Annotated in this window: 26 protein-coding genes; 17 read left to right on the forward strand and 9 right to left on the reverse strand. The window is 61.7% G+C overall.

The genetic code is table 11. The features are described from left to right. Positions 1-2 precede the first annotated feature (2 nt). From Thiofri_RS16375 to Thiofri_RS16445, 15 genes are all read left to right on the forward strand, one after another. Complete coding sequence (locus Thiofri_RS16375) at positions 3-401, forward strand: single-stranded DNA-binding protein (RefSeq protein WP_009146548.1); 399 nt, start codon at positions 3-5, stop codon at positions 399-401. Next, positions 385-573, forward strand: coding sequence for a hypothetical protein (locus Thiofri_RS16380; RefSeq protein ID WP_009146549.1), 189 nt, complete (start codon positions 385-387; stop codon positions 571-573). Before Thiofri_RS16375 ends, Thiofri_RS16380 begins: the two co-directional genes overlap by 17 nt. 78 nt (positions 574-651) lie before the next feature. Then, on the forward strand, positions 652-1,650 hold the full coding sequence (locus Thiofri_RS16385) for a recombinase RecT (RefSeq protein WP_009146550.1): 999 nt from the start codon (positions 652-654) through the stop codon (positions 1,648-1,650). A 92-nt stretch (positions 1,651-1,742) separates the two neighbouring features. Further along, positions 1,743-2,777, forward strand: coding sequence for a YqaJ viral recombinase family nuclease (locus Thiofri_RS16390; protein WP_009146786.1), 1,035 nt, complete (start codon positions 1,743-1,745; stop codon positions 2,775-2,777). 239 nt (positions 2,778-3,016) lie between these two features. After that, the gene (locus Thiofri_RS16395) at positions 3,017-3,979 is read left to right on the forward strand and encodes an AAA family ATPase (RefSeq protein ID WP_009146785.1); all 963 of its coding nucleotides are present in this window, start codon (positions 3,017-3,019) and stop codon (positions 3,977-3,979) included. Then, positions 3,976-4,338: a hypothetical protein gene (locus tag Thiofri_RS16400; protein WP_009146784.1), complete on the forward strand. Its 363-nt coding sequence runs from the start codon at positions 3,976-3,978 to the stop codon at positions 4,336-4,338. The genes Thiofri_RS16395 and Thiofri_RS16400 overlap by 4 nt, the downstream gene beginning before the upstream one ends. A gap of 47 nt (positions 4,339-4,385) precedes the next feature. Further along, a complete protein-coding gene (locus Thiofri_RS16405) occupies positions 4,386-5,483 on the forward strand; it encodes a DUF3150 domain-containing protein (RefSeq protein ID WP_009146783.1) in 1,098 nt (365 codons plus the stop codon). A gap of 133 nt (positions 5,484-5,616) precedes the next feature. Continuing rightward, positions 5,617-7,506, forward strand: a complete 1,890-nt coding sequence (locus tag Thiofri_RS16410) for a VWA domain-containing protein (RefSeq protein WP_323705467.1) — start codon at positions 5,617-5,619, stop codon at positions 7,504-7,506. Positions 7,507-7,909: 403 nt separating this feature from the next. Next, positions 7,910-8,143, forward strand: coding sequence for a hypothetical protein (locus Thiofri_RS16415; protein WP_009146780.1), 234 nt, complete (start codon positions 7,910-7,912; stop codon positions 8,141-8,143). An 84-nt stretch (positions 8,144-8,227) separates the two neighbouring features. Further along, positions 8,228-8,539, forward strand: a complete 312-nt coding sequence (locus tag Thiofri_RS16420) for a hypothetical protein (protein ID WP_009146779.1) — start codon at positions 8,228-8,230, stop codon at positions 8,537-8,539. Positions 8,540-8,632: 93 nt separating this feature from the next. Beyond that, entirely contained in the window at positions 8,633-9,724 is a 1,092-nt protein-coding gene (locus Thiofri_RS16425) for a DUF7146 domain-containing protein (protein WP_009146778.1), read from the forward strand. Between the two features lie 109 nt (positions 9,725-9,833). Beyond that, positions 9,834-10,367, forward strand: coding sequence for a JAB domain-containing protein (locus Thiofri_RS16430; RefSeq protein ID WP_009146777.1), 534 nt, complete (start codon positions 9,834-9,836; stop codon positions 10,365-10,367). Next, positions 10,367-10,570 (forward strand): hypothetical protein, encoded by a 204-nt coding sequence (locus Thiofri_RS16435; RefSeq protein WP_009146776.1) that lies wholly within the window; start codon positions 10,367-10,369, stop codon positions 10,568-10,570. Before Thiofri_RS16430 ends, Thiofri_RS16435 begins: the two co-directional genes overlap by 1 nt. A gap of 124 nt (positions 10,571-10,694) precedes the next feature. Continuing rightward, a complete protein-coding gene (locus Thiofri_RS16440) occupies positions 10,695-10,922 on the forward strand; it encodes a DUF433 domain-containing protein (RefSeq protein WP_009146775.1) in 228 nt (75 codons plus the stop codon). 47 nt (positions 10,923-10,969) lie between these two features. Beyond that, on the forward strand, positions 10,970-11,287 hold the full coding sequence (locus tag Thiofri_RS16445) for a DUF5615 family PIN-like protein (RefSeq protein ID WP_143741714.1): 318 nt from the start codon (positions 10,970-10,972) through the stop codon (positions 11,285-11,287). 17 nt (positions 11,288-11,304) lie between these two features. On the opposite strand, the gene Thiofri_RS16450 is transcribed toward Thiofri_RS16445, so the two are convergent. After that, positions 11,305-12,204, reverse strand: coding sequence for a DUF6159 family protein (locus Thiofri_RS16450; protein ID WP_009146773.1), 900 nt, complete (start codon positions 12,202-12,204; stop codon positions 11,305-11,307). A gap of 107 nt (positions 12,205-12,311) precedes the next feature. Here Thiofri_RS16450 and Thiofri_RS16455 point away from each other — a divergent pair, with 107 nt between their 5' ends. Next, the gene (locus Thiofri_RS16455; protein ID WP_009146772.1) at positions 12,312-12,779 is read left to right on the forward strand and encodes a hypothetical protein; all 468 of its coding nucleotides are present in this window, start codon (positions 12,312-12,314) and stop codon (positions 12,777-12,779) included. 49 nt (positions 12,780-12,828) lie between these two features. On the opposite strand, the gene Thiofri_RS16460 is transcribed toward Thiofri_RS16455, so the two are convergent. Both Thiofri_RS16460 and Thiofri_RS16465 read right to left on the reverse strand, forming a co-directional pair. Continuing rightward, complete coding sequence (locus tag Thiofri_RS16460) at positions 12,829-13,527, reverse strand: ATP-binding protein (protein WP_009146771.1); 699 nt, start codon at positions 13,525-13,527, stop codon at positions 12,829-12,831. After that, positions 13,517-13,966 carry a DnaT-like ssDNA-binding domain-containing protein gene (locus Thiofri_RS16465; protein ID WP_323706236.1) on the reverse strand — a complete coding sequence of 150 codons (450 nt, stop codon included), beginning with the start codon at positions 13,964-13,966 and terminating at the stop codon, positions 13,517-13,519. Before Thiofri_RS16465 ends, Thiofri_RS16460 begins: the two co-directional genes overlap by 11 nt. Between Thiofri_RS16465 and Thiofri_RS16470 the strand changes: the two genes are divergently transcribed. Next, complete coding sequence (locus Thiofri_RS16470) at positions 13,869-14,429, forward strand: hypothetical protein (protein WP_143741713.1); 561 nt, start codon at positions 13,869-13,871, stop codon at positions 14,427-14,429. The two genes, Thiofri_RS16465 and Thiofri_RS16470, sit on opposite strands and share 98 nt — an antisense overlap. A 991-nt stretch (positions 14,430-15,420) precedes the next feature. On the opposite strand, the gene Thiofri_RS16475 is transcribed toward Thiofri_RS16470, so the two are convergent. The 6 genes from Thiofri_RS16475 to Thiofri_RS16500 all read right to left on the reverse strand — a co-directional run bounded on the left by Thiofri_RS16475 (position 15,421) and on the right by Thiofri_RS16500 (position 19,605). Further along, positions 15,421-15,927, reverse strand: a complete 507-nt coding sequence (locus tag Thiofri_RS16475; RefSeq protein ID WP_040854281.1) for a hypothetical protein — start codon at positions 15,925-15,927, stop codon at positions 15,421-15,423. 164 nt (positions 15,928-16,091) lie between these two features. Next, a complete protein-coding gene (locus Thiofri_RS16480) occupies positions 16,092-16,373 on the reverse strand; it encodes a type II toxin-antitoxin system RelE/ParE family toxin (RefSeq protein WP_009146768.1) in 282 nt (93 codons plus the stop codon). Positions 16,374-16,385: 12 nt separating this feature from the next. Beyond that, positions 16,386-16,619: a type II toxin-antitoxin system RelB/DinJ family antitoxin gene (locus tag Thiofri_RS16485; protein WP_009146767.1), complete on the reverse strand. Its 234-nt coding sequence runs from the start codon at positions 16,617-16,619 to the stop codon at positions 16,386-16,388. 200 nt (positions 16,620-16,819) lie between these two features. Beyond that, positions 16,820-18,157: a tyrosine-type recombinase/integrase gene (locus Thiofri_RS16490; RefSeq protein WP_009146766.1), complete on the reverse strand. Its 1,338-nt coding sequence runs from the start codon at positions 18,155-18,157 to the stop codon at positions 16,820-16,822. Positions 18,158-18,489: 332 nt separating this feature from the next. Next, on the reverse strand, positions 18,490-18,993 hold the full coding sequence (locus Thiofri_RS16495; RefSeq protein WP_009146765.1) for a DUF5681 domain-containing protein: 504 nt from the start codon (positions 18,991-18,993) through the stop codon (positions 18,490-18,492). Between the two features lie 18 nt (positions 18,994-19,011). After that, complete coding sequence (locus tag Thiofri_RS16500) at positions 19,012-19,605, reverse strand: hypothetical protein (protein WP_009146764.1); 594 nt, start codon at positions 19,603-19,605, stop codon at positions 19,012-19,014. Positions 19,606-19,661: the final 56 nt, after the last annotated feature.

Raw genomic sequence — 19,661 nt, forward strand, 5'->3', positions numbered from 1 at the left:
TCATGCTGAACAAAGCCCAACTCATCGGCCATCTCGGGCGCGATCCCGAGGTCCGTCAAGCCAAGAACGGCCAAGGCGCTGTCGCCAACCTGACCCTGGCCACCAGCGAGCGCTGGAAAGACAAGGCCGGTGAAGCGCAGGAACGCACCGAGTGGCACCGCGTGGTGCTGTTCGGGCGCACCGCGGAAGTGGCCGGCGAGTACCTGAACAAGGGTGCGCTGGTCTATGTCGAAGGTCGCTTGCAGACCCGTCAATGGCAGGATGAATCCGGCCAAGACCGCTACACCACCGAGATCGTCGCCGACAAGATGAAAATGCTTGGCGGCAAGAACGGTTCCGCTGGCAATCGTCAGAAAGCACCGGCATCCAAGGCGGATTTCGACGATGACCTGCCGTTTTGATCCCGCTGACCAGCGCCCGATCCGTTTCGGCGCCACCCGCCGCTGGGCCTGCCGGGAGTTGTCCCTGATGGCCCAACGTCTGCGCCTCCGTGCCAAACAGGTGGCGCCTGATGGCGGTCAGCCGGAGCGGTTGACGCGCCTTGCGCAACAACTTGAGCAGCTCGCGCGCTGAGCCGACCAGTCTTCTTTTCACCCACGGGGTACCAGTGACCCCGTGGGGCCTGGTGCCCCATTCATTGAGGAGGGCATCATGACCCGTTCGATGCAAGCTGTGCCAAAAGCCGACGCGCCGCGCATCCCGATGCCGGCGGTCGATCCGGCGCTGAATCTGACTCCCAGCACCTGGAAGGTGCTGACCGATTCCATTTTCCCGGCAGCCAAGACCGCCGAGGGTATTCTGCTGGCGGTGCATTACTGCGCTGCGCGCAATCTGGATGTGATCAAGCGTCCGGTGCATGTGGTGCCGATGTGGTCGAAGGCGCTTGGTCAAGAGATCGAGACCGTCTGGCCGGGCATTGCCGAGGTGCAGACCACGGCCGCGCGCACCGGCCAGTGGGCCGGGATCGATCCACCCCGCTTCGGGCCGGTGATCGAGCGCACCTTCTCGGGGAAGGTCAAACGCAATGGCGCTTGGCAGGACTTGGACTATGCGGTCAGCTTTCCCGAGTGGTGCGAGGTGACCGTCTATCGGCTTGTCGGCGGCCAGCGCTGTCCCTTCACCGAGCCGGTGTTCTGGCTGGAAGCCTACGCCCGTCAGGGCGGGGCCTACTCGGAGCTGCCAACGGAGATGTGGGTCAAACGCCCACGCGGACAGTTGATGAAGTGCGCCAAGGCGGCCTCTTTGCGGGCGGCTTTTCCCGAGGAAGCCTCTTATACCGCCGAGGAGATGGAAGGCAAGGTGATCGAGGCAGATACCTCGATTCCGGTGGCGGCATCGCTGGATGCGACAGGGACTGTCCCCGCGAAGGCGGATACTGCGCCATCCGGGGTCGCTGAGGCAGCGTCGGATGCAGCGCCATCGAAAGCATCTGAAACACCAACGGACTCAGAGCCACGTGCCGAACCGATCACCCTCGATCCCAGCCTGCAAGCGCGGATCGATAAGGTGGTCGCCCGCGCGGCGGAGAAATCCGCCTGGAAGCAGGCCGAGCAGTATCTGCGCGCGCGCTGCAAGGGGGCTGAACTCAAACAAGCGCTTGAGGCCCTCGATCAAGCCCAACAGACCGCCGAGCAGCGCTTGGCCGCCTGAGCTCAGCTGAACCGCAGCTTTTCATTCACCCCACGGGGCGCTCTGCCCCGAGGGGGCATGGCGCCCCGGTCATTTTTTTGACGGAGCTTTCCATGAAGAGTATCGATCTGGCCCAACGCACCCCCGAATGGCACCAGTGGCGCGCCCAGGGCATCACCGCATCGGAATCAGCCATTATTCTCGGTCGCTCGCCCTACAAGACGCCCTGGCGCCTGTGGGCCGAACGCACGGGGTTGGCCAAGACTGCGGACTTGAGCAAGAACCCGCTGGTGCAGCGGGGTAACCGACTGGAAGATGCCGCCCGGCAGTGGTTCGAGCAGCGTTACGACACACTGGTCTTGCCGGTCTGTGGGGAATCCGAGGAGGAGCCACTGCTGCGCGCCTCCTTTGATGGCATCACCGACGCCGGCGAACCGGTTGAGTTGAAGGTGCCCTCGGAACGCACCTTTCGCGATGTCACTAACCATGGCCGCGCGGCCGGTGCCTTTCGGCTCTATGAACCCCAGGTCCAGCATCAGCTCTATGTCGCTGGGGCGGACAAGGGGTATCTGGTGTTCTACCAAGAGGACAATGACCCTATCGTTTTCGAGATCACTCGCGATCCGGCGTTGATTACATCCATCGTCACCCAGGGCAAAGCCTTCTGGCAGGCGTTGATCGACAACCAGGAACCGGAGAAAGATCCCACCCGGGATCTGTTCATCCCCAAGGGACCGCAGGCCGATGACTGGGCGGTGCTGGCCGGGCGCTATCGCGCGCTGCAACAGGAAGCCAAGACGGTCGAGTCGGAGCTCAAACGCAAGAAGGCCGCCATGGATGACATCCAGACCACTCTAGTGGCCATGATGGGCCAGGCGCTGATCGCCGAGTCCGCCGGGCTGCGAGTGACGCGCTTCTGCGCTAAAGGGTCGGTGGATTATGCGGCGCTGTTGCAGGCGCGCCTGCCGGAGTTGGGTAGCGACGCCATCGAGGCGTTTCGCCGTCAGCCGTCCGAGCGCGTGCGGGTCACCGTGCAGGCGTCTCCCGAGACCACAGTCATCCCGCTCAAGCCCAAGGCCAAGCGGGCGCCTGCGCATCAGGCAAGCGATGACCACGGTTTTGCCGTGGCCACCAGCTTCTGGTTCTGATGCCCGTGGTGCTTTTCTCTTGACCTCAAGACCGTCCTGCCTGCGGGCAGGCGGTCGTCCCCAGTCTCGCGTGCGCGGCTGCGGACGACCGCATCGGTTTTCCCAGTGCGCCTGTCGGAGCGCCTCACAAGACCCGACCTTTCGTTATTTCCGGCCAGTTGGCCTGTTCACTCACCCTAGGGGGAGATCGCTCCCTCCATGGGGATTCGCGTCTCTCCCATGTCACACAGGAGAGACCCATGCCCACACCCCAACGCTTCGATGTCGCGACCACCTTTAACGTCAAGGCCCCGAAAGGCCTGGAGATCGAAGGCTTCGCGGAAGAAGACCATCCCAAGGTTCCACTGAGGCAGCCCTACATCTTTCGCCAAGGGCTCAATGCCGTGCTGGCGTTTCTGCGCGATGCCGGTGGCGATGCCTTGTTGCTGACCGGTCCGACCGGCGCGGGCAAGACCTCGCTTATCCGTCAGGTGGCAGCGCGCTTGTATTGGCCGGTGCAGGAGTTGACCTGCCATGGCCGGATGGAATTCGCCGATCTGCTCGGCGGCTTTCAGTTGCTCCAGGGCGAGACCCGCTTCGTCCATGGTCCTTTGGCCGTCGCCGCGCGCGAGGGGCATCTGCTGATCCTGAACGAAATCGATCTGATGGATCCGGCGGAACTGGCCGGGCTGAACGACATCGTCGAGGGCGCGCCTCTGGTGATTGCCCAGAATGGCGGCGAGGTGATTCGCCCGCATCCGAAGTTCCGGGTGATCGCCACCGGCAACAGTGCCGGCAGCGGCGATCAGACCGGACTTTATCAAGGCGTATTGCGCCAGAACCTGGCGTTTCTGGATCGCTTTCGGGTGCTCCAAGTGACCTACCCCGATCCGGAAACCGAGCAGGCCGTGCTGGATGGGGAGGTTCCCGATCTCCCCACCGAGATCGCCCACAAGCTGGTCGTGGTGGCCAATGAGGTGCGGCGGCTGTTTCTCGGCGAGAGCGATGGCGCCAGCCCCCAGGCCGGTGAGCTAACCCTGACGCTGTCCACTCGCACTCTGGTGCGTTGGGCACGGCTGACGGTGACCTTCAAGGGGGCGCCGAATCCGCTGGCCTATGCCTTGGATCAGGCGCTGACCGCGCGAGCGGCGGCGGAAGAACGCACGGCGATTCATCGCATCGCCGCCGATGTGCTGGGGCCGCTGTGGAGCGGGCAGGCATGACGGGGGCGGATTCGCCCTGGCAACTCTTTCGCTATCACCACGGCGATGGGTCCAGAAAAGACTGGGCCTATCGCCGCCTGGCCGATGGCGCGATGGAGATTGCCTGGGGACGCTTGGAGAACATTGCGCAGCGGCGGATCTATGCCGCCAGTCAGGCGCGAATGATTGAGCAGCGCGCTTTGGACAAGGAGCGCAAGGGCTATGTCCCCCTGGGCCAGGCGGTACTGCGTGGGCGCTTCTTTGAGGTCATCTCGACCCAGCGTGGCTCACTTCACAGCCATCCCGTTCCCGAGCCAAGACCGCAACCCCGCATCGATCTGTCGTGGATCGCGCCGGGGCAGGAGAACCTTTGGTTCTGAATCATCCATGACGCGGATCGGCTTCGCCGGTCCGCGGGGAGACTTGCATGACAACTGACATGACCGAGACCCAAACCGACAACCGGTCGCTGGAGGACACCCTCCACCTGACCGATCAGACCACGCTCTTTCTGGTCGATTTTCACATCTGGTCCGGGCGCAAGAAACTGCGGGCTGAGGATCTGCGGCTTGGCACCGACTTGCCGCCCGATGAGCTGATTTCATTGGGCAGCAAGAAGATTTGCAACCCGGATGCCTTGCGGGTGTTTCACCGCAACAAGAAGCGCATCGAGCGCAATCTGTTGGCGGTCGGCACGCGCTTTCTGGGCGGCTTTCTGGTGCCCAATGCGCTGGCGGTCGAGGCGCAGGCCATGGCCGAGTCCATCACGCTGGAAACGCGCGCCGCGGCCGAGAGCTTTCTCGCCGAGTATGACCGGCATATTGATGCCTGGTGCGCAGCCTATCCCAGTTGGGAGCCGGCCATCCGCCAGGCGGTCGATCCGGTGGAGGTGGTGCGCGGGCAATTTCGCTTTCGGGTGCAGGCGCTGCGGATTGAAACAGCGCCACTGATCGCGACCGATACCTTGCACGAGGATGTCGCCGAGATCGGTGACACCATTTTCGCCGAGGTCGAGCAGATGGCCAGGGGGCTGGAACAGTCCTTTGTGGGTAAGCCGGAGTTGTCGCAACGGGCGCTCGGAACCTTCCGACGCATTCACGACAAGCTCGATGCCTTGAGCTTTGTCGATGGACGGATTGATCCGGTGGTGCGCTCTATCGGGCAGTGGCTGAAGCGACTGCCCGGCTCGGGGCCGATCCAGGGCGGATTGTTCCTGGAGGGCTGGGCACTGATGCGTCTGGTTGGCGAAGCCGAAGCCATGGCCCGCCATGGCGAAGGGCTGTTGGCGCTGGATGCGTTGATGCCGGAAGTGCCTGATGCACCGGATGCAGAGTCGCAAGCGGATATTGGCGGTGAACCCTCGTCGCAGAAGGACGATGGCACCCTAGCATCTGATCCGGAAACGCTGTCCGACGATGACCCGATGGACTTCGATGACCTGTTCGAGGAGCAGGAAGTGCCGGGTCCGATCGAGACATCACGATCGCCGGTTCCGGCTGTGCCAGCGCAGGATTTCTGGTTTTGATCTGTTTCTAAGCTCGACTCAGCGCCGCGTCCAACTGGATCGACGACGCTGATTGGCGGATTTCTTTTTTTCACCCCTCGGGGCATTGCGCCCCCATGGGCGTGATGCCCCATCACCTATATGGAGCATCACCATGAGCCATGCCTTTCGGACCTTGCATCAGGCCATGCCGATTGTCGCCGCCGCCCTAGGGCGCAAGTTTGGCGTCCCGGTCGCGGTCGGCGGAGATGAGGCCTGCACTGATGGCAACAGCATTCAGGTGCCGGCCTTGCCGCCGCAATCTGAGCTGATTCCGGTTGCCTGGGGCTATCTGGCCCACGAGGCGGCGCATCTGCGCTTTACCGATTTCGAGACCTATCGCCAGGGGGCGTCCGGTTCGGATCCCTTGACCCGCAGCCTGCTAAACATTCTTGAGGATATCCGCATCGAGCGGGCCATCGCCGCGCCTTATCCCGGCACGCGCGAGAACTTGCAGGCGGTCTGCGACCATCTGAGCGGACGTGGCGCCTTGTCGCCGCCGAAGCCGGATGCGCATCCAGCCCATGTCTTGACCAGCTATCTGCTGCTGCATCTGCGCCATCGGCTGTTGGAGACCGCGTCGCTTGCCGTTTCGGCGCATGAGGCGGAGCGCGTGCTGCGTCAGGTATTTCCTGCGCGCACCGTGCATCGGTTGCAGGGCTTGTTGGCCGAGGTCGGTCAACTGGCCAGCACGGCGGATGCGGTCGATTTGGCGCAACGCATTCGCGCCTTGCTGGAGGAGGAGAAGCAGTCGGCGCGGGCACCATCGTCCGGTGCTGGATCTGCATCAGGGCAGCCTGATCGGAACGGCCAAGAGCGGCCAGATGAGTCTGGCCAAAACGCGACGGGGACTGGCGGGACTGACAACCAGATGCCTGGTGGGTCGGTTGGGGCGCCGCTGCCTGCTGACGAACAAGCCGCTCAGGGGCCAACGGACCCAACAGCTGGCCAGACAAGCTCAGGGACTCCGGCTGGGAGTCCATCTGGACAGGGAGGTGGGCAAGACGGAGGGACCCCGGCTGGTCATAACGATCCGGGGTCTTCAACCAAGCCGGATTCAAGCACCCCTTCAACGTCTATCCCGGACGCACCGCATGACGCCCTCAAGACCCAAGCCGTCTCCCAGACGCTGAACGCGAGTGATGACGATCTGCCAGGCGATTTGTTCCAGCAGGTGCGTGAACTCCTGGACGCTGCCGGCCAGGGCGACAGCCCTTGTCTGCTGCCCCGTGCCGAGCCCTTTGATGGCGATCCGGCGCGTGGTTTGCGGTTGCTGGGTGTCGTGCAGGAAGAGTCGCGCCGGTTGCGGGCGCGCCTGCAGGGACTGGTGCAGGCCTCACGGCTGGATCGGCCGCAGGCGTTTCGCCATGGGCCGCGCTTGCTGCCCAAGCGCCTCTATCGCGCGGCGGTGGGCGATCCTCGGCTGTTCGCGCGGAAACGTGAACGGGTGGCGGTCGATACCGCGATTCACCTGCTGATCGACCTGTCCGGGTCGATGAATTCGCCAGTGCGTCGTCGCGACGGGTTGGTTGAACGGCGTGGGCAGATCGCCCAGTCCGCCGCTTTGGCCTTGGCCCTGGCACTGGACGGCATCCATGGGGTGTCGGTCGCGGTCAGCGCCTTTCCGGGCCTGTCCGGCGTGGAGGATCGCATCAGCGTGCTGGTTCGACATGGGCAGCGTCCGCGTGCCTGTGCCGGGGCCTTTTTGCAAGGGACTCGGGGCAGCACGCCGATGGCGGGTGCGTTGTGGTTCGCGGCGGCGGATTTGCTCGGCCGACCTGAGACGCGGCGCATTGTGCTGTTGCTGACCGACGGCAAGCCGAATCGCATGGATGAGACGCGGGAGATTCTGCGGCTTTGTTCCGCCGCTGGTTTGGAGACCGTCGGGCTTGGCATCGGCGTGGATGTCTCGGGGCTGTTCCCGGTGGCGTTGCGCGTCGATGAGGTGACGGCGCTGAGAACGGCGCTCTTTGGTGCGGCCGAGCGGTTGTTGCTCGCGGCCTGATTGCGCTGCCCTGCCCTTGTCCGCGACGGCGTCTGAAAAGGCGCTGTTGCGGGCGACCTTTCGTGGTGTCTTCAAGGCACCCGTTCGTTCAGGCTGTGCGGATGCGCTGCGGTGCAGCCGAGTTCCATCCTTTCAACTCCACTCAATCCGGCCGCCATGCGGTGGCCGGGCCTTTTCCAGCGTCGTTGGTCATCGACGATGGCGGAAAAGGCGGTTTTGCGGTGAGTCCTGATGCCAGGACTTGCTGTGACGGCGACCGAAGACGCGATGCGTCGCCAGCCCGATTGGGCTTTTCAACCGCGTCCGATGACACCGCCTTGGTGCGGACCTTTGTTCAACCCCTTGGGGAGATGCTCTCCCCACAGGGGCGATGTGTCTCCCCGTCACCTTGGGAGATACCGCCATGAGTATGAACCGTAATTTCTGGAATGACGTTGAGAAGTTTCTCGATACCGCAAGCGACCGCCAGCTCACTGAAGCCCGGCAGTCGGTGTTTGCCTTGCTGTCCGCACCCGCCGACCGCGCAACCCATCGCGACATCAAGGCGGTGTACCGCCTGGTGCTCGATGAAATGCGCACCCGCGCCACGCTGACGCGGCGCGCCGAGCCGATGACGCACCAGGCTGTGCTGGCCTGATTGCGTTCTTCCACTGCCGCTGGCTCGGGCTTCATGCCCGGCCAGCCGTCGTTTCTGTTTCTTTCTGATTGCGAGGAGTCCCGCATGAAGCTTCGCTTCAATACCTACGACTGCCGTTTGCTGTGGTCGCGCTATGCCCAATCCCGCCGACCGGCGCTGTTGCTGGTCAATGTCCGCTCGCCCGGTGATCTGATCGCCGTTGCGAGCGTGGAACTGCCCGGCGTCGATCTGGATGCCAACGAAATCGCCATCAAGAACTTCGGCCCCAGTGCCGGGGCACTCGAGGCGCTATCCGCAGCCTGGGTGATTTCCAAGCCGGTGCGCTTTGTCGAGGTCGGCGAACGCGCGATCCCGATCTGCAAGCTGCTGGTGGATGCCGAGAATGTGGTGCATTGATCGGGCCTAGTGGCGCGAGGTGCGGCGTTCTTTCTGCTTATCGCCGGTGTTTGGACTCGTCCAGCGCCGGCGTGTTCATTAAGGAGCACTTCGATGCGTTCAATTGAATCGGCAATGGTTCGCCAGGCGGCGCAAGGCGCTGGCTGGCTGGCGGTCCTAGATGAATTGGCTGGGTCTGTGTTGGAGTCGGCCTTGCAGCGACCGGGACGCCATGGACCTTGTCCGGTGCATGGCGCTGGTCAGGGCGACGGCTTTCGGCTGTTCCCGGATGTGGATCGCTCTGGCGGTGGCATCTGTGCGACTTGCGGTGCCTATCCAGATGGTTTCGCGCTGCTGCGCTGGCTGTTTGGGTGGTCCTTTCCCGAGACGCTGAACCGGGTGGCGGGCGTTTTGGGGCTGAGCGATAGGCCATCGCCACGCGTTCGGCCCCTGTTGGTTACCCGATCAGGGATGCCTGCCCAAGCTTGCACGCCGTATCCCGACCAAGCACGCGCGCGGTTGCGGCGTGTGTGGAATGAAAGTCTGCCGCCTGGCCATCCCGGAGCTGGGGTACTGCGGCGTTATTTGGTCCAGCGCGGACTGAGTGGCGTTGACTTTGATTCACGGGTGATGCGGTTCCATCCGGCGCTGCCCTATTGGGGCGTCGCTGAAACGGGCCACCCGGTCTCTTTAGGCCGATTCCCGGCCATGCTGGCTTTGGTGTCCGCTACGGATGGCTCGGCCATGACGCTGCATCGGACCTATCTGCAACCGAACGGTGCGGGCAAGGCACCGGTACCCGCGCCTAAGAAGCTGATGGCCTCCGGCCAGAACCGCTCGCTCGTTGGCTCGGCTGTGCGGTTATGCCCAGTCCCGCTCGGAAAGAACCCGGTACTTGGCCTGACCGAGGGCATCGAAACCGCGCTGGCGGTGCGCGCCATGACCGGCATGCCGGTCTGGGCGGCTCTGTCGGCGACCCTGCTCGAACGCTTCGCGCCACCACCCGGTCTGTGCCGGCTGGTGGTGTGGGCCGACAAGGATCGCTCGGGCGTTGGCGAACAGGCGGCGCGCGCGCTTCACCGACGGCTCGGTCCATCGGTCGAGGTGCGCATCCGCGTGCCGCTCATGCCGATTCCACCGCAGGCCCGTGGCGTCGATTGGGCGGATGTCTGGCAACACGCGCCAGAATCACGCTTGGCGGCCTAGCGTTAGGCGATTGTCACCGGACTGTCCGCCGACAGTCCGTTTTTTCAACCCTTGGGGGACAGCGTCCCTCAAGGGAGCGCTGTTTCCCCTGTTTTTCGGAGGAACAGTCATGTCTCAGTCCAACCATCCACCATCCCTGAAGCGGGTGACCAAACAACGGCGACTGACCAATCGTTTTGCCGATATGCAGGCCGTCGACCTGACGCCCGATGAGCAAGACACCCTGGTCGCGCTCGCACTCAAGGTACTGGAACCCAAGGTGAGCTACGACACCTTCACTGATGCCGCTGCAACGATGGAATATATGCAGCTGCGCTTTGCCGGCAAGCAACGGGAAGTCTTCGCCGTGGCCTTTCTCGATAACAGGCATCGCCTGATCGCGCTGGAGGAGGTGTTCCAGGGCACCATCGATGGCTGCAATGTCTATCCTCGGGTGATTGCCCAGCGGGGACTCGCACTGAATTGCGCCGCGTGCTTGCTTGTTCACAATCACCCCAGCGGTAACCCTACCCCGAGCCCGGCTGATCTGCGGGTGACCCGACGGATCAAGGACGCACTGGACTTGTTCGAGATCACTGTCCTCGACCACATCATCGTCGGTGGCGAAGGTGCTTCGTCTCTGGCCCAGGAGGGACAGCTGTGATGGCCAGGATCGAAGTCACCGCAGACTGTCCAGCACGACTGGCAGGATTTCTCGATGGGGTCAGCTGGATCAATGACAGCGCGGTCTCCGTGCTGTCGGTCGATGAGATCGCCTGTCGGGCGGTGCTGATCGATCAGGAACTGGACGACGATCACCACTGGCAACTCGGACCCGAGGCGTTAATGCTCAAGACCGACGGGTAAACCGAAACGATTCACTCGACTGGCGCAGGGAGGCGCCAGCGGTGCCGTCGAGACCAATGCGCCAGTTGGACGGATCCGGCGTGAGGCTTTAGCATTCCGAAAGATTCGTTATCGGGAGTCCCCCATGCCACAGCTTGAGCGCATCACCCTTGACCCGGATATCTGCCACGGCAAACCCTGCGTCCGACACATGCGTTGGCCGGTTGAGGTGGTATTGGATTTAGTGTCCTCGGGGATGAGCGTGGATGAGATCCTTGCTGATCATCCAGAACTTGAGCGCGAGGATATCCGGGCTTGCCTAAGTTATGCCCGTTTGCTGGTCTCCGGCGAACCGCTGCGTCCCGCTGCCTAATGCGCGTTCTCTGCGATGTCCACGTGGCCTATCGTCTCGTCAGCCGATTGCGCGACATCGGCGTTGATGCCACCCATGTAAACCGCATTCTGGATGGCTCGAAAACCACTGACACCGCGATTGCTGCTTATGTCGATGAAAACGAAATGTTGCTAATCACCAAGGACGGCGATTTTCGTGACAGCCATTTCCTGCGCGGAACGCCGAAGCTGTTGTTGCGTTTGGTTCTTGGCAATGTCTCCAACGACGAACTTGTCACGCTGATCAAGTCTTTTTGGCCAGAGATCGCCAAAGCCAGCCAAGGAGACAGGTGTTATCTTGAATTATCCCGCAATGGACTGTTTCGTGTGCCGTCCATATCCTGAACAAATATCTCCTTGACTCATTTCTTCCGCGACTTCAGCGCCTGGCGCACCAAGGTGTCGTCGAATTGCTGGGGCACCACGCCTTCCTCGGCATAGACATAGACGGCCCCGCGAATGATGGCGCTGAGGGTCGCACTCACTAGCGACAACAAGGCAATCAAGGTCACCCCAGTGGCGATGGTGCCGATCATCAGCACTGGCTGTTCGGTGCTCGCGGCCCAGACGGCGCCGCCGAAGGTGGAGGCGATGAGCAGCAGCATCGGCAGACCGATGATGAAGCCCAAGCCCACATTGAGACTGAGTTGCTCGCCCCAGGTCCGCTTGAGGAGTGTGGCGCTTTGTTTAATCGCGGCGACCGGGCCAATGTCTTGGGCCGCCAGGACGGGGATGACCAGGAAGGTGGCCACGCTCCAGGCGAAGCCACCGAGGCTGGCCAGCACCGAGCCGATCAGCGACTGGTTGTCACGGTTTTGCAGCAAGGAGAGCAACAAACCCACGCTAGCGGCAATGCCGGAATAGCCGAGGATGACGCCCGCACGTTCGCGGGCCAGTGCCAAGCCATCACCGAAGGTTGGATTGCCGCCACGCAGTCGCTGCAGCGTCGCACCCACCAAGGCGGTCAGAAAGAAGTTGGTGACAAAGCTGGTGACCAGCAGAAACAGCCACAGGATGGCCCCGCCGGCGGCATAGCCCCACCAAGGCGCGCTGCCGTCTTGCGCCGGCTGCTCCATGTGCGACAACCACTGCTCCAGTTCCGGGTGACTCAGCACCAACCAAGCACCGCCGCCAAGAATCAGCGCCGAAAAGACCAGAATGCCGAGTCCTGCCAGCAGCGGATAGAGCAGAAATGCCTTCTCCGCACCGAGAACCGCCAGCGCGCTGCGAAACAACGACCATGAGCGTGCGAAAACCATCATCTGTGATGCCTCCCAAAATGACGGATGGCAGTTTACAGAATCTGCCGGAAGCAAGCAGGATAACGCGCGAAATCGGGCATTGAATTCCATCCTCTGGAGAGCATGGCATGGCCGAAGATTCCCATAGCCGAAAACCACCGACCTGGGTGCTGGTCGCTTTGGTCTGCCTGATCCCGGCTTGGCCGCTGGGGATTTATTGGCTCAACAACAGCTACTCGGGCTGGAGCCGACTGGCGGAGGTGTATCCAGTTGGCGCTTGCGACATGTCAGGATCGCAAGGCCCAACTTCCGTGACCATCGTTCAAGACTCCGGTCGCCGCTGGTCCTTCAACGGACGCAGGGGACGCAAGAAATATAGCGAGGCCGGTTTTAATGAGGCCGGTTTCTGGGTGCGAGCACGCGGCACGGGTTGGTTTAGCGGCCCGGGCACGCCGGTCTTCGTGCCCTGGGAGTCAGTAGAAAGCTGCCAACTGCTCAGGGTGCGGCTGTCTTTTCCGAAGGTCGCGCTGATCATCGCTGATCAGCCCTTGCTCGATGCCTGCCAACGCCACCTCGCGGGGCATGGCGCACGCTAGACGGCCATGCCCCCAAGCACGGGTAATTCCTGACCAGCTTTGGGCCGCATCACCGAGCCTGATCAGCGCCCGCAGCAGCACCCCGGTGCGCGCTGCGATAGCTCGGCCAGTCGAAAGCCAGGATCGCCGAATGCCCGTCAGACAGGCGATCCATCATGCGCTCGCCGAGATAAGCCCGCATCTCCGCAATGGTCAGATTGCCGATCAGGATGGTTGAGCGCACGGCGGTGTAGCGCATATCGAGAATCTCAAACAGCATCGCTTGGCGCTTGTCTTCATGGCCGATGGTCACACCCACCTCGTCAAGCACCAACAAATCCGGTTCCGTGAGCAGATCGAGTGCGGCGCTTTCCGAGCGCGACGCGTTCGGGGAATAGGTCTCGCGAACCAATCGCAGGGCGGCCGCGACCGAGAAAAAGCACCCCGTGCGACCGGCACGAATGGTTTTCGCCAGAATCGCGCTGGCGAGATGGGTTTTGCCGGTACCTGGTCCGCCGATCAGCAATAGGCTGTCACCCTGGCCGGCTGAGTCCGCCATGCGCGTGGAGAACGCCTGGCAGGTGCGCAGAACGTGCTGCTGCGCGGGTGTGGCGGCCTCGAAGTGCTCGAAGGACTTGTCGCGAAACCGCGCGGGGATTCCACTGTGACCCAGTGCCCGTTCCAGGCGCTGCTGAGCGGCGGCCTCGCGCTCCGCCATGAGCTTCCGCACCGATTCGCGTCGGTGGGCGGCCAAGGCTTCAGGGGACATCGGCGGCGTTGAGCCAAGGAATCTGGTCGATCGGCGTCGCGCCGCTGGCATAGTCTTTGTCAGCAAGTCCGGTGTGCGAGATGACATGGGTTTTCTCCTGTTTCTTCGTTATCGGACGGGTTTGCAGATATTCCAGGCGATGCATGAAGGTCGCGTCCCAACTCCGGCGCCTGATGCCGGCATCCGTCCAAAAGGTGATGAACTCATCGACCTGATCCTCCACCCAATCGCGCCTCAGCCCATGCTTGATTGCCCAGGCATAGACACGCTCGCTGGGTTGCCAATCTTGCGGAATGGCGCGCGGAGCCGACGCTGGAGGCGGGGCAGGTTCGGGTTCGGATTTGGCCGGGGAAGGCGGGCTCCTGGAAGCGCCAGGCCTGGCGCTTGGTGGCGACTGGCCCGGGTGCGAGATCGTTTCCCCCGATGCCGAGGCGTTTATCGGTTGCGCGCGCCTGGCGGCTGTGATCGCTGATGACAATGCCGACTGGGGCGGCGGCTGTCGCTGGCTTGATGCCGACACGGGTGGCTGGCCACTCGGGAACGGCGACGGGATGGCCGACGAGGACAGCGGAACCCCAGCACTCGGGTTGATCCTTGCCGAAACAGCTTGTCCGACAGACGGGGATTCCGGTTGCCGTTGGCTGACGTCACACTCGGTCGGTTTCGACACGGGTGGAGACGTGTTCGCGGTAATGGCCGGCGCGGGTGGCGATGCAGGAAGCTCGCGTGCGCTGGCCGGGTGCATGGCCTGCTTGGCCGAGGGTGCGCTTGCAACGGATTCCGCCTGCTGGCCAGGCTGGGATGCGGCGATTGGCTCCGAGGCCGACACTGTGACTCCACTCGAGCTGACCGGAGTCCCGAGCTGGCTAGCTGATTGCGCACTTGAAACAGTCTTTGCCTGATCCGGACTCGGTGGCGATGCGACGACCGACTCCAACGCCGAAGAAGGCATCGCGACCGGATTGGCCGGACTCATAGGCTGGCTTGGCGACTGCGATTCCGCAACGGATTCCGCCTGACGCTGGATCGGTGGCGATTCAGAGTGCGGCTCGGATATCGGCGTTGCCGGGTTGGGCGGTGTTGCGGGACTGTCCTCAACCATGCTCGGCTGGATGGCCAAAATGGTCTCGGCCAGTTGCTTGACTTGTTGCCACACGAGAGGCTGAGCCAGCAAGGTCGCCAAGCTGTCCGGGGTGATGGGATGACCGCCCGACTGAACAAATGGCGTCGCCTCGGCTGGGCGCTCGTTGGGTTGCGCAGTCACTGGCTCTGCGCCAGCGGCAGACAGGGCAACAGGACGACCATCGCCTGGTAGCTGACTGATCGACGGATTGAGCGAAAACGCCTGGGGTTGCCGCTGTACCGGTTGCGATACGGCTGTCGCTGGCGCCGCAGGGGGCCAGCTTGTTGGTGTGGACGACAGGCGTGTCGGGCTGAACGCTTCATGCGCGTTGCCATTGATCGCAACCGGCTGCGCGTCGCATACCGCGCCATCATCCAAGAGGCGATACCGATTTCGGCTGCACGGACCACCGGGAATCCGCTCGATATAGCGCCCGTCCAACCCGGACAACGCCTTGATAATCCCGCGCCGGCTCAGATTGGTCATCTCCTGCAACGCCGACAAGGAGACCTCGGCAACACCGGTATCGGTCCCGCGATGCTCCTGGAGCGCAAAGAGCAAGACCCGTTGCGCGGGTGTCACTCCGTCCGCCTTCCAAACAAAGGTGCTGTTTACAGTGGCCATGGCCATCACCCGTTTCTCCTTTCAAGCCCCCATGGTCGCCGGCGTCCCATGCCCATCCCGCATCGCATCGGGACGACGAGGTGCGCGCGATCACCGTGCCGGCAGACGATCAGACGATTCATCCGCTTCGCGCCCGCTGATGCTGGCTAAGCGGACGGCAGGCTTGACTGGCCGAAACCGCGCGGTGCCCGGGCATCGACTGGCTTCGCATCAGGCGTCGATCTCTGCTCGATCATCCGGCAGATGAGGCGCTTCTTCGAGCGACTTGGAAGGCGCGCCAGATAGCGCCCCTCCAACTGCGAGAGCGCCTTGGCGATCACAGACTGGTTCAACAAAGTCATGTCCTCCAGCATCGATAACGAGACATCGACAACCCGAGTCTTGGCGTCGCAGTGCATCTGGATGGCAAGCAGCAAGTTGCGCTGGGTGGGTGTGATCCCTTCCGCCTTCCAAACATTTTCAAGGTCTTGAGCCTTCATCGCGATCTCCTGTTCATTTCTCAAAAAGCCGCCGCTCGGCAGGCCGCCGTTCGTGCTGCCAACAATGGGAAAAATGATAGGGATTCGGATCGCCGAACGCGCGCATGAATGCTCGGGAGATTGGCGCTCTTTCGCGCCGAGTGGCTCCCGTTGCCACCGCTCAGGGCATGCCAAGGACGGTCACAGGCTGGGCAGAAGGGCAGAATGGGCCAGTCCGCTGAGTGGGCTGAGCAATCGCCGAGGGCAAATCAGCAAGGAAGGGGATGTCTGTCAGAATCAGGCGCCGTGCCGATGACAACGACGGATGCGGCGGTGAAGCCGATAAACAAAGCGGCCGATCAGAGACCCAGTTCGCTGTGCGAGCCGAGTCGAACCAGTTGCAACACCGCGTCATCTGGTTTGCGGTAGATCAACACCAGATCGGGTTTCACATGGCAATCGCGATGATCTTGCCAAGTATCAGCCAGGGCGTGGTCGTGGAGACGAGGAGGAAGCGGATCATCGCTGGCGAGCATCCGCACGACAGGAACCAAGTCGGCCTCGAGCGTCGCTCGATGCTGGCCCTTGACTTCCTGTTTGTAGTCGCGCTTGAATTGGCTGGTCCGCTCAATCCTCCGCATGAAGATCCGCTATCAGCGCTTCCACGCTATCGAATCCTTTGAGACCCCCGGCTCGCGCATCGCGGCGATCGTGGTCTCGTTGGGAACCAGGGGCTCGAACGGCAGCGCCTTTTCCTGCGCTACGCGCGTCAATAAAAGACGAAAAGCGTCGGAGACCGTCAGTCCCATGGCGGCAAGAACAGCCGAGGCTTCTGCCTTGATCTGCGGATCGATCCTGGCGCGAACGACAGCATTTGATGTGCCCATGATGCACCTCCGTTGTTTGTTGGGCTACACTGTAGCTCAGAATGGCCCGAGTCAAAATCGTCCTGCGACCGAGCAAGGTTAGTTGGTTTTGCCAAATAGCCAAGACGCGTATCCTCCTGAATAGGGTTTTTGCGCGATGCTTTTGCTTGCCGGAGAGCGCCCCTTGACCCTCGCGATGCTCCCAAAACTAGCTGGCCGGATCAGAGGTTGACGCCGATTTCAAGCAGTTGCGACTCCCAAGCGAGTATGGCGGCGCGCTTCTCTTCCATGTAGGTGTGACGGTCGTAATGCACCGCCTGCACGCCTCCCAACCCATGGCTGAGGAGTTGCGCGCGGGTTTCGCGACTGATCCCCATGCTTGCCAGCATGGTCTCGACCGTACGGCGAACATCGCGCAGATTGAAGGGCTCAACCTGCATCGCACTGGAGATTTCGATGAGCCGCTTTCCTGGCGTCGTCTCAACAACTGTTGCACCACCTGTCGATATCCATAAAGAGGGATTTGATTCTGCCAAAGTTTCATTGATTGCGGCAAACTCTTTGGTCTTTTCTCTCGCGCGAGCAACCAAGCCGGTGACGATTGCTTCGCCTTTAGGTCCAAGTGGAATCAAATGCTCTCTTGGTTCTCGACGCTTTCCTTTTCCATCCCACAGTCTTAAAACCTGCGTAGCTTCGTTGTAGTCCGCCACCCTTACTCGAAGGAGTTGCGCCATTCGCTGCCCGCCGCTAACCACAGCAAGCTTTAATGCCATATCAGGGATTGAATCATTTAGATTATTCAGATAGTCACGAAATTCCGTATGACTCAAACTGCGTTGACCTGATCGAACCGGGATTGTCGGAATCGCATCGACCGGATTCATCTCAACGTCAAAGGCAGCGAGTTGGGAGTTGACCGCACTATCGAACGGCGCGCGGATGGCCATTGCATAGGCCGCTCGCAAGTAACTTCGCAAAATACCTGCCGTGCGTTCTTTACCTGCTTCTCGGACTGAACGAACAATCATCGCAATCTGCTGAGGTGTAACGTCACTGGCAGGAAGATCCGCTAAAGAAGCATGGTTCTGAAAAACATGAACTTTGAAGGCTGATCGGACATCCCGCGCTGATTTCATCTTTCCTTGCGATTCGAGCGCAGTAGTATAAGCCTCACACAAGGCTCTTAGCGTTTGAACTTTTTTTGCTTGATTCGCCACTTCAGCCGCGATAGCCGCTGACTTTTCTGCTTCCTGTTCAGCGCGACGCGCGGCCTCTTGGTTTTCGAGATATCCACGAATGTCTCGAATACCTGATAGATAGAGTTTGGATAGTTCGGACGCCTTTGTTCGGGCATCGGCTAGGCTGAGTCCATCACGGCCATTTTCATCACAATGTCCGAGCGGGAAGGCATAGCGACTTCCGTCAGACTGTGTGTACCTGAAGTACGCGCGGGTTACACCACCGGTCTTGCGGAAAACCAAGGTTCCGGCACCACGGGCGCCGCCGTCAGAGAGCCAAACACCCGGCTTTAGGGTGCGGAGAGCTTTTACTGTAACCAAGACTGACCTCTCTTCTCTGGTAGCCGTTTGGTAGCCGTTTGTCGGTGGCTGCAGCAGAACGGCGAAGGATTACTCAGGACAAGAGAGTCTATTATACTATTGTTATAAAAAGTATTTTAATATTTTCGCTGGACGCCATGGGATGCCGCGGGACGGGTCAAACATTGGAAATATCTGATTTGTAATCAGCAGGTCGGGGGTTCGAATCCGTCCGCCAGCTCCAATAAAAACAGCGGCTTAGCCTCACTCGGGGCTAGGCCGTTTCCTTTTGAGTCACCATATAGTCACCACGCGGATTGATTTCGCGAGCTTGGAGTCACCAGCGCCGGGAGTCACCAGGCTTCCGGTTCGGGCTCGGTCAGCTCGGTTCGCTTGGGCATTCCGCCGCGCTTGCCTTCCGCCTTCTCGCGCTCCACGCGCGCCTTTTCGGCTTCCATTTTCGCTATACCCTTGGCATAGAGCGCGTCCAGCTCTTCTTCTGCCGGGAATTCGAGCGCTTGCGCGGACTCGGGGGTCGCCGCCGCAATCTGCGCCGCCACCAGTGCGGTGTCTAGGGGTAGCTGGCCTTTGCTCACGGCTTCGACAATTCGCTCGAAGGCTTCGCTCGGTCCACCCGACAGGTCAAGCGGGAATGTTGGAGCAACGGGCTTGAGCGGTGGAAGGGCGCGGTCTAGTAGCAGCTTGGCCGCAGCCACGTCGCCGCCTTTTGCCGCCGCAACCATTGCTTCGAGAATCTCGGGAATATCGTCGGCAATGGCTTTGCGCAGCTTGGCGAAGTTGATGCTTCCGCGAGGGCGTCCGGTTTTGTTGCCGCTTTGTCCGGGTTTCCAGGGCATTGTTCAATCCTGATGTTTTCAGTCTGTTTCGGCTTTAAGGATAGACGCGCGCCATTGCCGCACCAGTCGCGCCAGGTTCGAGATGTCCGGGGCCTTGCCGCAGGCTTCGAGGATGGCCGCGCGAATCGCTTTCGTTTCCTTGCCTTCGTCCGTCAGGCGAACCGCCAGCCGCTTAACCTCGGTCGGATAGCCGCGCGGCTTGTCGCTCAAGGTCGGGCTTGCCTCGGGCTTGTTTTCCGCAACCGTTGCGGGAATTGCCGGGCTATCATCGCCGCCGGTGGTGCTTTCCTTTTTCGTCACAGTGGCGGGAATATCCGCCTCTGGTTCGATTCGCTCGAATGATGGGCGCAAGGGATAGCGGGCACCTCGGGCGTTCGCTCGCTGGAATAGTTCCTTAGCCGCGCTGGCCATGTGCCAGGTCATCCGCGCTTGATAGGCTTGGCGCAGATAATCCAGCAGGGCAGAGTCCGGCAGTTGCGACAGGTCTGGCGTTTCCTCGGAATCGAACGCGAGCCGCGCCTTTTCCCGAACGCGCCGCATTCGTTCCGCGCTGGTTAGTGCCTTGCCGGTGCTAGGCCGTCCGCGCCGCTTGGGGGTTTCGGTGTCGCTCATTATTCGCCACAGTGACGGTTAATCGGTGCCTTGATTATTCGTCACAGTGGCGAGAA

Origin of the sequence: Thiorhodovibrio frisius (assembly GCF_033954835.1) — a bacterium.
Classification (GTDB): domain Bacteria; phylum Pseudomonadota; class Gammaproteobacteria; order Chromatiales; family Chromatiaceae; genus Thiorhodovibrio; species Thiorhodovibrio frisius.

Excerpts from the sequence above, each read along its gene's own strand:
- Thiofri_RS16375 (WP_009146548.1), top strand. The coding sequence starts at position 3 with ATGCTGAACAAAGCCCAACTCATCGGCCATCTCGGGCGCGATCCCGAG.
- Thiofri_RS16380 (WP_009146549.1), top strand. The coding sequence starts at position 385 with ATGACCTGCCGTTTTGATCCCGCTGACCAGCGCCCGATCCGTTTCGGC.
- Thiofri_RS16385 (WP_009146550.1), top strand. The coding sequence starts at position 652 with ATGACCCGTTCGATGCAAGCTGTGCCAAAAGCCGACGCGCCGCGCATC.
- Thiofri_RS16390 (WP_009146786.1), top strand. The coding sequence starts at position 1,743 with ATGAAGAGTATCGATCTGGCCCAACGCACCCCCGAATGGCACCAGTGG.
- Thiofri_RS16395 (WP_009146785.1), top strand. The coding sequence starts at position 3,017 with ATGCCCACACCCCAACGCTTCGATGTCGCGACCACCTTTAACGTCAAG.
- Thiofri_RS16400 (WP_009146784.1), top strand. The coding sequence starts at position 3,976 with ATGACGGGGGCGGATTCGCCCTGGCAACTCTTTCGCTATCACCACGGC.
- Thiofri_RS16405 (WP_009146783.1), top strand. The coding sequence starts at position 4,386 with ATGACAACTGACATGACCGAGACCCAAACCGACAACCGGTCGCTGGAG.
- Thiofri_RS16410 (WP_323705467.1), top strand. The coding sequence starts at position 5,617 with ATGAGCCATGCCTTTCGGACCTTGCATCAGGCCATGCCGATTGTCGCC.
- Thiofri_RS16415 (WP_009146780.1), top strand. The coding sequence starts at position 7,910 with ATGAGTATGAACCGTAATTTCTGGAATGACGTTGAGAAGTTTCTCGAT.
- Thiofri_RS16420 (WP_009146779.1), top strand. The coding sequence starts at position 8,228 with ATGAAGCTTCGCTTCAATACCTACGACTGCCGTTTGCTGTGGTCGCGC.
- Thiofri_RS16425 (WP_009146778.1), top strand. The coding sequence starts at position 8,633 with ATGCGTTCAATTGAATCGGCAATGGTTCGCCAGGCGGCGCAAGGCGCT.
- Thiofri_RS16430 (WP_009146777.1), top strand. The coding sequence starts at position 9,834 with ATGTCTCAGTCCAACCATCCACCATCCCTGAAGCGGGTGACCAAACAA.
- Thiofri_RS16435 (WP_009146776.1), top strand. The coding sequence starts at position 10,367 with ATGGCCAGGATCGAAGTCACCGCAGACTGTCCAGCACGACTGGCAGGA.
- Thiofri_RS16440 (WP_009146775.1), top strand. The coding sequence starts at position 10,695 with ATGCCACAGCTTGAGCGCATCACCCTTGACCCGGATATCTGCCACGGC.
- Thiofri_RS16450 (WP_009146773.1), bottom strand. The coding sequence starts at position 12,204 with ATGATGGTTTTCGCACGCTCATGGTCGTTGTTTCGCAGCGCGCTGGCG.
- Thiofri_RS16455 (WP_009146772.1), top strand. The coding sequence starts at position 12,312 with ATGGCCGAAGATTCCCATAGCCGAAAACCACCGACCTGGGTGCTGGTC.
- Thiofri_RS16460 (WP_009146771.1), bottom strand. The coding sequence starts at position 13,527 with ATGTCCCCTGAAGCCTTGGCCGCCCACCGACGCGAATCGGTGCGGAAG.
- Thiofri_RS16480 (WP_009146768.1), bottom strand. The coding sequence starts at position 16,373 with ATGCGGAGGATTGAGCGGACCAGCCAATTCAAGCGCGACTACAAACAG.
- Thiofri_RS16485 (WP_009146767.1), bottom strand. The coding sequence starts at position 16,619 with ATGGGCACATCAAATGCTGTCGTTCGCGCCAGGATCGATCCGCAGATC.
- Thiofri_RS16495 (WP_009146765.1), bottom strand. The coding sequence starts at position 18,993 with ATGCCCTGGAAACCCGGACAAAGCGGCAACAAAACCGGACGCCCTCGC.
- Thiofri_RS16500 (WP_009146764.1), bottom strand. The coding sequence starts at position 19,605 with ATGAGCGACACCGAAACCCCCAAGCGGCGCGGACGGCCTAGCACCGGC.